Origin of the sequence: Nostoc sp. CCY0012, assembly GCF_963920855.1 — a bacterium.
GTDB lineage: Bacteria > Cyanobacteriota > Cyanobacteriia > Cyanobacteriales > Nostocaceae > Cyanocohniella.
In genome coordinates, this window is the sequence record NZ_CAWUDM010000030.1 from 1 (window position 1) to 12,280 (window position 12,280).

Annotated in this window: 10 protein-coding genes; 4 read left to right on the forward strand and 6 right to left on the reverse strand. The window is 42.5% G+C overall.

Annotated features, from left to right (window positions below):
• Window positions 1-515 precede the first annotated feature (515 nt).
• Window positions 516-692, reverse strand: a complete 177-nt coding sequence (locus tag ACM0OS_RS10825; protein ID WP_414543187.1) for a CopG family transcriptional regulator — start codon at window positions 690-692, stop codon at window positions 516-518.
• A 2,165-nt stretch (window positions 693-2,857) separates the two neighbouring features.
• Window positions 2,858-4,507, reverse strand: coding sequence for a DUF6930 domain-containing protein (locus tag ACM0OS_RS10830; RefSeq protein WP_414543188.1), 1,650 nt, complete (start codon window positions 4,505-4,507; stop codon window positions 2,858-2,860).
• 303 nt (window positions 4,508-4,810) lie between these two features.
• Between ACM0OS_RS10830 and ACM0OS_RS10835 the strand changes: the two genes are divergently transcribed.
• The 3 genes from ACM0OS_RS10835 to ACM0OS_RS10845 all read left to right on the forward strand — a co-directional run bounded on the left by ACM0OS_RS10835 (window position 4,811) and on the right by ACM0OS_RS10845 (window position 6,002).
• Window positions 4,811-5,167, forward strand: coding sequence for an iron-sulfur cluster assembly accessory protein (locus tag ACM0OS_RS10835; RefSeq protein ID WP_414543189.1), 357 nt, complete (start codon window positions 4,811-4,813; stop codon window positions 5,165-5,167).
• 73 nt (window positions 5,168-5,240) lie between these two features.
• Complete coding sequence (locus ACM0OS_RS10840) at window positions 5,241-5,663, forward strand: tetratricopeptide repeat protein (protein ID WP_414543190.1); 423 nt, start codon at window positions 5,241-5,243, stop codon at window positions 5,661-5,663.
• 96 nt (window positions 5,664-5,759) lie between these two features.
• Complete coding sequence (locus tag ACM0OS_RS10845; protein WP_414543191.1) at window positions 5,760-6,002, forward strand: hypothetical protein; 243 nt, start codon at window positions 5,760-5,762, stop codon at window positions 6,000-6,002.
• Here ACM0OS_RS10845 and ACM0OS_RS10850 read toward each other — a convergent pair.
• On the reverse strand, window positions 5,999-6,937 hold the full coding sequence (locus ACM0OS_RS10850; protein ID WP_414543192.1) for a TIGR01777 family oxidoreductase: 939 nt from the start codon (window positions 6,935-6,937) through the stop codon (window positions 5,999-6,001). The two genes, ACM0OS_RS10845 and ACM0OS_RS10850, sit on opposite strands and share 4 nt — an antisense overlap.
• Before the next feature lie 184 nt (window positions 6,938-7,121).
• On the opposite strand from ACM0OS_RS10850, the gene ACM0OS_RS10855 reads away from it, so the two are divergent.
• Window positions 7,122-7,469, forward strand: coding sequence for a hypothetical protein (locus ACM0OS_RS10855; RefSeq protein ID WP_414543193.1), 348 nt, complete (start codon window positions 7,122-7,124; stop codon window positions 7,467-7,469).
• Window positions 7,470-7,771: 302 nt separating this feature from the next.
• Here the strand turns inward: ACM0OS_RS10855 and ACM0OS_RS10860 are convergent, their stop codons facing one another.
• The 3 genes from ACM0OS_RS10860 to ACM0OS_RS10870 all read right to left on the reverse strand — a co-directional run bounded on the left by ACM0OS_RS10860 (window position 7,772) and on the right by ACM0OS_RS10870 (window position 12,226).
• Window positions 7,772-8,278 (reverse strand): FHA domain-containing protein, encoded by a 507-nt coding sequence (locus tag ACM0OS_RS10860; RefSeq protein ID WP_414543194.1) that lies wholly within the window; start codon window positions 8,276-8,278, stop codon window positions 7,772-7,774.
• 208 nt (window positions 8,279-8,486) lie between these two features.
• Window positions 8,487-10,892 (reverse strand): heavy metal translocating P-type ATPase, encoded by a 2,406-nt coding sequence (locus ACM0OS_RS10865; RefSeq protein ID WP_414543195.1) that lies wholly within the window; start codon window positions 10,890-10,892, stop codon window positions 8,487-8,489.
• A gap of 122 nt (window positions 10,893-11,014) precedes the next feature.
• Window positions 11,015-12,226 carry an RNA-guided endonuclease InsQ/TnpB family protein gene (locus ACM0OS_RS10870; RefSeq protein WP_414543196.1) on the reverse strand — a complete coding sequence of 404 codons (1,212 nt, stop codon included), beginning with the start codon at window positions 12,224-12,226 and terminating at the stop codon, window positions 11,015-11,017.
• Window positions 12,227-12,280: the final 54 nt, after the last annotated feature.

Here is a 12,280-nt window from a genome sequence, read left to right on the forward strand (position 1 = left end):
CAGTCAGACTCCTGGTATACAAGCGGTTCAAGACTTTTCTGCACCACTAAGCTGGGTTGGTGTCGGAATTGCCTACTGCTCTCAAGTCATACCATTTTGGATGGAAGATTTGAGATTTTGGTGAAGTAGTACAGTATTAGGGATTTCCAGACCACGTGCTACAAGTTGGGTAACCCATTGTACCGAATGTAAAACCTCTCCATTAGCAACTGCTGAATCAGCAATAATGGGAATCTCTTCGTACACATGGGTTCCTTTCATCCATCTGTCGCCATCATTTTTTCACTGGGTATTTTTGAGTATGTAGATGCACAACAGGCTGATAATGCCTTCTGATAATAAATTTCCCTTTATTACTTCTTGGAACTCTGATGAACAACTCGCTCATCTTGTGCCAAAGCGTCTTTATTGGGAATACAAACTCTCTTTAGTGGATGGAGACTAGAAAGAGCATGACAAGTATTTTTTGTGGGAAAAAGTGATGATCTACGAAGCCGTAAAACCACAATTCCTACTTATTTGTTTGCTTCTTTACCGTCATCTGAAACAGGTAACCCTCTAATCAGTTCACGAATCACATCGGTTGCAGGTCTACCTGTCATCTGACAATAGTTTTCTAGTTTTTCTGCTTCCTGTGTTGCCAAATTGACAGTGATACGTTTTACGGCCCATTTTTTATTAGTCATTATCATGCTATCTGCTGTATATTAACACCATTAAAAAACCAATTTACTCACCATGAAGACGATAACATTATCAGAGTTTGTGACCAGAAACAAGTAATGCCGTGAACATGAAAAAAGTCCTCTTTGTCAAATGTATTGATCATTGTCCAATAAAGTATAAGAATAGAATCACCGTTGTGACAGGGAAGGTATCACAGACTCTGTGGTAATAACAATGACACCAGCAAGATGTTCATCAAAGCTTGACAATTCAATTCTCTAAATGAACTGAAATATCTATTATTCACTTAATCAAGATTTCTCCAATTTATCTAGATAAAAATAATTTGACGTTTTCTGCCTTTAAAGGTTAAGGAACCTTGTATGAGAAAATATTTGTGGATAGACAGGAAATTAATAGCATTTAGACTGGCTCTAGTGTACGTACATTTACTAGTATGGTGAGTAATCACCTTCAAGTACTTCACTAATAAGCAATGGCGATTCAGATGAAATTTAGGTTTTGTCTTCATCTATTCCATGCCATGACAACTGGATAGTTACCTAGCCAATGACCTCAAATTACTAGATCAAAGTAAGTCATTTTTTCCTGTTGTCTCATACTATCTTCTGCTTTTTCAAGTCCACAAAGTACAAACTAATTATCTAGTACAAGCTAGCAGTTTCATTTCTCAAGGCGATGGTAGCAATTAACTAGTACTCCAAGACGTAAACAGAGTAACCCTTTTCAAGAAGTGAAAAGCTGTTTATATAAGCTTTTTGACTTTCAGCGTCCGCCTGGGGGTACTAGTCTTGATTCTCAAATAAATTAGGAGAAGTCGCTGATATGGAATGTAGGCAACCAAACTTTCTTGGATGAACAACTTTTTACAATAAACCACTGTTTACCACAAGCGGATTAATGAGACATTCACACTATCATCCTTAAGCAAGAGTTAGAAGATGACAAGAATGATTCTCATTCTTTTAATTATTGAATCATGAGAATGGAGATGAATTACTTAAGTTTGTCTGGTTTACTGGGGAATGATACTTTATCTGAACTTGGCATTTAATGGGTCATGATGTTTTATCCAAATGTGACATATTTTTGGAGATTGGCTTAACTAGCATCTACAAATCTGGCGAAAACTATTATTGTATTCCTCCTAATATCGATAAAGACTATCCATTAGCTAGTGTTATTGTCCAGGCATAACGACCTCTGCTTTCAGTGTTAAGGCTATTATAACTGTGATTTTTATACTTTAAATAATCTTTATTAAAAAGCTGTTTTAGAAAAACTTGTTACTTTATAAAAAAAACATGAAGTAAAAATATAATATCTAAAGTTTGAGTTAACTCTGTTGACAGATTATGAAGCTATATAAGTTTCAAAACCTCATAATATATGAAGATATTAAGACTATCGAGATTAAATTGATAAAACACAAATTTTTGCTGCTTATTAATTGAGCATTTAGATATTTTTACGTGGCTTAATTTGCCTATAAATTTACTGAATAACAATGAGAATATACATACTTTATGAAATTGCCATGAAGTATTGTCCGATCATATAGGAATCCGGTTTGATTCCTAAAATTATTTGCGTAGGCTGGGAGTGGGGAGTAGGGAGTAGGGAGTGAGAAAAAGGCTTTTTATGTTGTACTGAGATTTTTCATAAATCAAATATGATTCTTATAGGTATTACTAGTACCGCAATGCGGAAGCCAAAATTTGTATTAAAAAGCTTGCCAGGAGGATTTCTTTCCTTACAACTTTTGGCAAAAGTCAAAAAGCTTTTATCTTGGGCTTTTGAACCTTTTAAAAGGGTATCCACATTTATACCCTGGAGTACTATAGTGATCCGCTTTGATTATTGAACTGACTTGCGTAGGCTGGGAGTAGGGAATAGGGAGTGGGGAGTAGGGAATAAGCCTTTTCGATTGGTACTTAATTTGTTCAAAAATCAAATAGGAATCCTATAGATTCATTAATTGTTAAATTGAGAGAGCAGCACCTTGTGGGTTTTCTCTCTTGTGGTGACTGCAAGGCAAAAATGCCAGTTTTTCAGCTTAACGGGTGATGCCTCAGGCAAGCCAAGGGCGGTAAGCACCCATGAGCATCAGCCTGCCGTTAGACATAGAGCTTGGTGATTTTTATCCTTAATATGTAGTTATTGTCGGTTTTTATTCCAATTCTAATTGCGGCATAAGTTGGAGAGTACCAAGACCTAACTCTTGAGGTGACAGAGATCGCGCCTCAAACAAAGCCATCATATCTCGCAATTGAGGATTTCCTCGGGAAGCTCCTGTTAATCCTTTGGCAATAATCAAACCACAATAACCCTTGGTATTCTTACACCGTTGATTCCATTTTTGCCGGGCTTCCATATGAGTTGGATCTTCATCTAAAAATTCACCAAACAAAAATAATTCGCTATTTTGAGTTTGCAACAAACCCAAGTCGTAGCGATCGCCATCGAAAGGATCAGTCCCAGGGTTAAAGCAAATTGCTTGGAGTCCGCCTGCTGCTTCAATATTTTCAATGACATTTTTAGCCTTGGGGCGGGAAGTTTGAATTAAAATTATCGGCAATCCATCACCAACTTTTGGTACTTCACCCGCTTGCCGATGTTTCACACCTTGTCGCAAGTAATCTAGCATTTCCCAAGAGATGACTCCCAGACTGAGAAAAGAGTCTTCTGGTATCAAATCATCTCGCAAAGAAGGAAAAATAGGTAAGTCTTCTTCCTCCATTTCTAGCTCATGAACATCAAAGCCTGCCATTTCCTCTAATTCATCTGCCAACTGCGGCATGGTAGAGACAGTTACAGACACGGCTTTAATTGATGAATCTTCTGATTTAGGAGGAGAAATGCGATAGCGACGGCTAAGACTGGCAAAGGTGTCAGTGTCATTATTCAATTGGCGGCGATGATCACGAATAAAGCGGCAAAGACTTTCTAAAGCCACAAAAACTGCCAGTGCTTCTTCTTCATACAAAACCGAACGCAGGCCTTCTAAGGGATGAATATTGCCAAACGTTGCCGTCATTTCTGATGAGGATAAATCTAAAAAATCATTTTCATCCTCATATTCATCGCTGTCGTCTTCATCCTCAAAGGTGAGAAAAAAGCAATCTTGCTGAAGGAAAGCTGCTTCTAAACGCCCTTGTGAATCGTCATCCTGTAAAACTGCGGCGCGGAACTGCTTTAAAGAATCTTCCGAGCGATAAAATAATACCCCATATTCCATCCCCAGCATTCCCATCACTGAGGCGTAAAGTGTACCAATATCCCACTTATTAATCTCTATGGACAAGATTTGTTGTTCTTCTAAAAATTCCCAAGGTGCTGCTTGCCAAAGCGCTAAAGCTTTCTCATGCAAGGCTTGTGCATACTGTGGGGGTAAATCGGGAGTTTGACTATCGAGGATTTCGTTAAACCCACGAAACAGTTCATCTATCAAAGGCAATTCGGGGGCATAGTCAATGGCAATATCCAAATCTTGCAATACGCCGCGCAGGTAAAATTGAATTTCCCGGTCTTTGACTAAAATTTTTTGGGGTCTAGCAGGTTTGCCGGGACTGTGAGGATGCTCCATAGCGCGCATTAAGGTGCGAACAATTGCCTCAGGGCCAGTTTCTGGGGGTACCATGTCCATGCCGCGGACAACACCTTGTGAGCCATCTACCCAAAGAATACATTCACCTGTACCCTCTGAATCTGAATGTTGCATTTGTGATGACGACATTGGACGGCGATCGCCCTCCCATACAGAAGGAATTTGAGTTAATGTCTTCAATCGACGACTGGTAGAGCGATTAAAACTTGTCATAGAGTAGAAAAAGAAGCTATTTGGCAGTAAATTATTGGGAATGACTAGCCTCAGGTAAAATTTTCCTGGCTAACCTGAAGAATGCATGTAACTCAGGTGGACACAAGGCTTGCACTCCAGAAATACCGAATCCCTCAATTCTAGAATAAAAATCTTTGGCTACTTTTGACGGAGTGTTTACAATTTGGCAACTTTAACGATATCAATGTCGCTAGAATGTATACAAAAACTAGCATAGTAACTTTAGGTCATAACAGCCTATACAGGTTACGGGTTAAACTACTTCAGGAGTTGAATAAGCAAATGACACAAGTAACTCAGTCTCAACAGCGGGGAATTCAACTGAGTGAATCAGCCTTGCTCCAAGTCAAATCCTTGCAGCAAAAGCAAGGTAACGAACTGTGCTTACGAGTGGGAGTTCGTCAAGGTGGTTGTTCTGGAATGTCTTACATGATGGACTTTGAGGACACTAGTAAGATCACCCCTCAGGATGAAGTTTTTGACTATGACGGTTTTAAAATCGTTTGCGATCGCAAGAGCCTGTTATATCTCTACGGCTTAATGCTCGATTACAGCGATGCCATGATTGGTGGCGGTTTTCAATTCACTAATCCCAATGCCGCTCAAACCTGTGGTTGCGGCAAGTCGTTTGGAGTGTAAGATTATCAGTTGTCAGTGGTCAATGGTAACTGACCACTAACGACCGACTAAATGACTATTAACTAAATTTCTTATGGCTCAAACAGTTGAGTTCCTGTTTGATACAGGTTTGGAACGCTATAAAGCTGGCGAATCACCAGAATCTTTAATCCCTGTATTTAAAGAAGTGTGCGATCGCGCCCCTAAAACCAGTTCAGCTTGGATTTGTCTAGCTTGGTTGTATTTGCTAGAGAACAAGGCTAACTTGGCTTACAAAGCGGCACAGAAGGCAGTAAAGTTAAATCCCCAAGACCCACAAGCGAGAGTTAATCTCGCCCTATCAATGTTAGAAACGGGTCAAAAAGGGTTGCGACAGCACATTGATTTTGTCAAACAATTAATGTTTGTCAACCAAGAATGGCACGATGAAATCAAAGACAGCATTGAAGATGGTTTAACCAGAAAACCAGATTGGCAGAGTTTGGTAAAGGTCAAAAATTGGTTGTTTGAAGAGTAAAGGCTAGGGGCTAGGGGCTAATGAACCCCAGTCCCTATTACCCCAGTCCCCATTACCCCTTATCCCCAGAGGGGGCCCCGAGTTCCCCAATCCCTTATGAAAGACAAATTTTTAAACTGGCTCAACCTAGTTTTAGTTGCTGACGTGTTCTTAGTTTTGTTTGGCTTTGGCTGGTTAGTCATCGCCGCCATTGGCGATGCTGCGGGTGTTAACCTCGGTCTAGATTTATGGCATCAACTTTGGCAGCCTGTGTTTAACCCCGCAATAGGCATCCTCATGGGTGGTGCTATTCTTAGCGGTTTGATCAGTTGGGTTTCCCGCAAATTTCAGGCTGATTAGTCACCGCTCCCTTGTGGGGAAATAATTTGTGTCAGTGCTGATGGTAACTGAGGATATTCATACTCAAAACCTGCCTCTAAGGTACGTTTAGGTATGACTTGTTGACCTTCTAAAACTACCATTGCCCCGTCTCCTAAAAGGGCTTCGAGTGCAAAGCCAGGAACAGGTAACCAGGAAGGACGATGCATCACTTGTCCCAAGGTGTGACAGAAATCTGCCATACGTACGGGATGAGGTGCGGTGGCATTATATACTCCTGATATTTCGGCTTTAGTTAAAGATTGAAGTATTAGATTTACTACATCATCTACGTGAATCCACGAAAACCACTGCCGACCACTACCAATGGGCCCACCTGCGAACAGTTGGAAAGGCGTAATCATTTTACTTAAGGCACCACCTTTACCTAAAATAATGCCAAAACGCAAAACGACTAGGCGCACACCAGCGGTTTTTACTTTTTGCGCTTCTGCTTCCCAGGCTTGACAGACTTGAGCTAAAAAATCGTTACCGGATGAACTATTTTCATCAAAGGTAGCAGTTTCGCTGGTTCCATAGTAGCCAATAGCCGATGCATTGACTAAAACAGTAGGCTGAGGACTAGCTTTAGCTATGGCTTCGACTATTTTCTGTGTACCTAGCTGGCGGCTGTTGAGGATTTTCTGTTTTTGTTCTGGTGTCCAGCGTTCCTCGGCAATGGGTTCTCCGGCTAGATTTACCACTCCATCACAACCAGCGATCGCATCCTGCCAAGCACCAGATATTGTGGGTGTATAAGCAACAATTTCTACATTAGGAAAAGTCCCAGATGGAAAAATTTTCTGAGCAGAGGTGGTATTACGGGTTAACACCAGTACTCTATGACCATCTTTCTGGAGTTTTTCTACTAAACGTTTACCGACAAATCCTGTTGCTCCAGTAATTGCTACCTTCATCTGCTCCTCCGGCAAACTCTTATTCTAAAATTTTTTATCTAATTTTTAACTTACATTATCTGGCGATTTGGTGGTTTCAATTTTGATGGCGCAATTTGCCCTTGCTTGGTGGGGTCGATAATAGATTTGTCAAGATACCAGGGTATTATATGATGAACGGATTGTTGCAAGGTGTGGGGCTATTATGGCTCGCTATATATGTTCATTTCTTCTTGCTATTCCTATTGAACATCTCCAGCCTTTAGTTGGAGAACTTCTTCAGGATTGTGATTTGGAACTTCAATACTACACAACTGATTACATTTTGGCTCGTGAAATTCCTGGTAGTATTTCTTTTTCTAAGATGGTCAAAGTAGAAGTTTTGATTGATAGATCGACTGCTACCGAAACAGAAACCCGAATGAGCATTGTGATGAAAAATGAGGAACTACCACTGCAAGTAAATAATCACTGTCGAAAATTATTTGAATTCGTTAAACAGTCAATTGAAGATTGTCGTCATTGGCATCTGATTGAAAGTCTTGCTAGTTGAAAGAGTAATGTTGAACAAAACTTATGATAATTTATTTTTGCCATAAGCTACTCGGCAACTACTCGATAACCAAAAAATCTAATGTGGCTAAAGTTAGCTCTAGCCACACCTGACTTTTCACGTCATGTGGAAAAGTCCCCGGAAAATCCAACTTCCAAATCAGCAATTCAAAGTCTCTCGCCTCGCAGGAGAGAGATTTAGAGAGAGGTTTTCCAGATACCGTGAAAAGTTAGCTAGCCACACATCTGAAATTAAAAAATTCCGTCAGCTAATAATGAAACCCTAGCTAAACAGAAATCTTTTCAATCTTCTAAGTCTTCTGTCATTCCAGGATTAATGAGTGTAATATCATACTCGCTAGAATCCGTTTGACTAGACCGCTCAGTATTTTTTAATAGATAATAAATAGCACGTACCTGAGGCCCAAAAACGATCTCATCTTCATTTTTGAGATCGTGAGCTGGCATCTTGCGTCCATTAATCATCAGACCGTTGGCACTAGACTTACCTTTGGCATCACCATCGACAATCCGATAATAATAGCTACGACTATTATTGTCTCGTGGCAGTCTCACTAATGTAGCATGGCGGCGAGAGACAAACTGAGACATTAAACGGATATTGCACTCGCGGTCTCTACCCAGGGAGTAGATGGGATGTTCCAAAGAAAATTCCTTACGACCTTGGTCGTCTTCAAGAATTAGTAGATGGTTTTCATTAGTTTCAGTTGCCATTGATGCATCTTTGCTACAGTCGCTGGAAGTGTAATTAATCAAGATTTGTGCGGTATTTTTTTCTGCCCCGATCATGCACTACAGTCTGTAGTCTTGAGTGGGAATCAGAATCAAATACCTACTTACTCGTAAGAGTAGAACATGGTTGCTCTACTCTATGATTGTTGTAGCTCCAGAAGGAATCTCAACAAATTTTATAAGATGCGTAACACCTAACTATCGATTTAGTTTAACCTGAGATGGCAAAAATCAGTATTTGGTTGACATATTCACTGGCAGTTTTTCACAAGCGATGAGCTAGCCGCCTTAATAAAATTGAGTTGGTGACAACACTCACAGAGCTAAAAGCCATTAATGCTGCTGCGCCGGAGGGACTGAGGACAAAACCAACAGTGGGTAACAAAACACCTGCGGCTAAAGGAATGCCGATAGTATTATAGGCAAAAGCCCAGAATAAATTCTGGCGGATTTTGTTGAAGGTGGCACGACTCAGTTGAATGGATGCCACAACGTCATTTAAACAATCCCGCATCAAGACAATTTCGGCAGTTTCCATAGCTACGTCTGAGCCGGAATATAAGGCAATTCCCACATCTGCTTGTGATAAGGCTGGAGCATCATTAATACCATCACCCACCATTGCCACATGAGATGCAGATTTGGCTTGTAATTCTTGAATAACAGCCGCTTTTTTGCTGGGGAGAACACCTGCGATCGCATCCGTACTATCTAGACCTAATTGTTGAGCTATGGCATGAGCTGCTTCTGGGCGATCGCCACTGAGAAGTATTACCCGTAAACCCATCTGGCGTAACTGATCTACTGTACTTTGGGCATCTGCTCTGAGGGTATCTTGAACGGCAATTAATCCTGCTAAACTGTCCTCTACTGCTACACCCACCACTGTTTTACCTGCTGCTGCTAGCTGCTGCGCTAACTGTTGTGCGGTTTCATCGAGAGGGACGCCGTGTTTACTCAACCATTCCCAATTCCCTAACAGCACAAACTTACCTTCAACCATGGCCGACACACCCAATCCGGGTTCAGTGTGAAAGTCCACTGCATCGGGGATAGATAAATCTTGTTGCTGCGCTGCTTGCTGAATCGCTTTTGCTAGGGGGTGGTAAGTACCACTTTCTACGGCTGCGGCTAGTTGGAGCAGTGTCTGGGGTTCGCCGTTACCTATTTCCCCAAGGGGTAGACAATCGGTAACCGTGGGATTACCTGTAGTCAGAGTGCCTGTTTTATCAAAGACAACTGTATCCAACTGATGTACTTTTTCTAAAACATCACCACCTTTAATTAATAGACCTCGTTCTGCACCGATGGCAGTACCCACAAGAATAGCTGTAGGAGTAGCTAGCCCCAAAGCACAGGGACAAGCCACAACCATCACGGCGATCGCTAGTTTTAAGCTGGTGAGGAGTGGAGAAGTGGGGAATCGGGAATCGGCAGTAGGGAGTGGGGAATGATGAGCCATTTCCATGCCACTAGAGGTGGCAAGATCCCAAATGTGAGTGCCGAAAAAGTACCAAAAGATAAACGTTAAAACTGAGGCTGTTAACACACCGTAGGTAAAGTAACCGGCGACTGTATCAGCTAATTTCTGGACTGGGGCTTTACGAGTTTGGGCAGTTTCGACTAAGGCGACGATGTGAGCTAAGGTGGTATCACTACCGATACGGGTGGCTTGGATAGCGATCGCTCCTGATTGATTTAAAGTGCCTGCTGCCACTACATCCCCTGGCTGCTTCATAACTGGTACGGCTTCTCCCGTCAACATCGATTCATCTATTGTTGTTTGCCCAAAGCGCACCTCACCATCAACGGGAATTTTATCCCCTGGTAGTACCTGCAACCATTCACCCACACGTACCTGTTCGGCGGGTATCTCGACAATATTTGACCCTAATCCTAGTTTCTCTGGGTCTGGGTTGGGAATCAATCGCGCTACTTGGGGTTGGAGTGCCAACAATTGTCTGAATGCGGCGGCGGCTCTTCCTCTGGCTTGTTTTTCTAATGTCCTACCCAAAAGGATAAAGCCCAACATCATCACTGGTTCGTCAAAGAAGCATTCCCAACCAATTTGGGGAAACAACAACGCCACTAAACTTGCTGTGTAGGCTGTTAATGTTCCCAAACCCACCAAGGTATTCATATTGGGCGCATTGCGTCGCCAGCCCCGCCAACCATCCACTAAAATCGGTCGTCCGGGAATCAGGATGGCAACTGTGGCTAATCCACAGTGAAACCAGATGTTATTTAATACTGGTAATACAGCCCCACCCATGCTGGTAAAGTGACCAATTCCCGACAAAACTAGCAATATCCCCGCAATCATCAACTGCTGGCGGGCAGAACGCATTTCTTGGCGCTGCCGTTCTTCGGGATCTTGGAGGGTTGTGCCACCTGCAACTTGATTGCTAGCTTGACGGGGTTGAGAGGGAAATCCCGCTGTTGTTAATCGCTGTGCTAAGGCATCTGCATCTACTGCACCAGCTTCCGACTCTACAACAGCTACCTCTGTAGCCAGATTTACACAGGCGCTCTTGACTCCTGGATGTTGAGTTAGCTGTCGCTCTACAGCACTAACGCACCCAGCACATTTCATTCCGCCAACATCAAGGATAATTTTCTCGGAAGTAGGGGCTGTTTCTGGAGTAAGCTTGGTTTTTGGGGCAAGTTGCATGACAAGTGTTGGGTTCGCTACGAAAATTCAACGCTTGACTAAAAGCGTCTCTATTTCGAGCGTAGGCTAAATTCTCAACTTTGACATCCTCAACGGGCTAAAGCCACGGTGATTCCTAAACCTCACGATTTAGGTTTCTGTTTCCTTCCCTCACGGGTTTTGCTTACGCACGCCCCTTCGGGTCTACGCAACTGCCCTTTAGACTTATGCCTATCAGGTCTTATGTTCGCTCCACAGACTGTAACGGTGTGTCCTACCGCCAAAATGTTTTTAGCTGCGTTGATGTCCCGGTCGTGGTGCGCCCCACAATTTGGGCAATCCCACTCCCTGATATTCAACGGCAATTTATCAACAACGTGACCGCAGCTACTACAGCGCTTAGAACTGGGGAACCATCGGTCAATTTTCACCAAGGTTCGTCCGTACCAAAGAGCTTTATACTCCAGTTGCCTAATCATCTCGCCCCAGGAAGCATCGCTGATAGCACGGGCAAGTTTGGAATTTTTAACCATGTTTTTAACTGCCAAGTCCTCAACTACTATTGTTTGGTTTTCACGAATCAGTCGAGTTGTCAGTTTGTGCAGATGGTCAATTCTAGAATCGGAAATTTTAGCTTGAAGACGAGCTACTTTGAGTCTTGCTTTATCTCGGTTGCGAGAGGCTTTCTGTTTGTGGCTCAAAGACTTTTGCGCCCTTCTCAGCTTTTGATAGTGCTTGTCAAACGCTTTGGGATTAGCAATCTTCTCACCCGTACTCAGGGTCATAAGACTACTAATACCAACATCCAATCCCACAGCACTATCAATTGGCTGCATGGTTTCATCAGAAGGATCATTAATCCGCAAACTAACGAACCAGCGTCCAGAAGGGTCAAACTTGACAGTGATGGTTGTGGGGTCACAACCTCTTGGCAACTGCCTCGACCATTTAATTGGCAATGGGTCAGAACATTTAGCCAAGTAGACTTGTCCATCTTTCCACTTGAAAGCAGACTTGGTAAACTCTGCACTGCCACCGCTACGCTTCTTTTTGAAATTGGGATATTTCGCCCTACCCGCAGAGAAGTTTGTGAACGCTGTTTGCAGATGTCTCAAGCCTTGTTGCAGTGGTACACAACTCACCTCGTTCAAAAACTGAAGGGCTTCAAGTTTTTTCCACTGTGTCAACATGGCACTTGTTTGAACGTAGTCAACTCGTTCTTGCCTTTCATACCAAGCTTCGGTTCGGGAAGCCAATGCTCGGTTAAACACCAACCGCACACAGCCAATTGTCCGGCGCAATATTTGTTCTTGCTCGGTAGTTGGGTAAAAACGGTAGCGGTAGGCTTTTTCCATACTTCACATTTTACCAAATTCCATGTAAAGCCGTCCTAGAAGGACGGGGTTTCT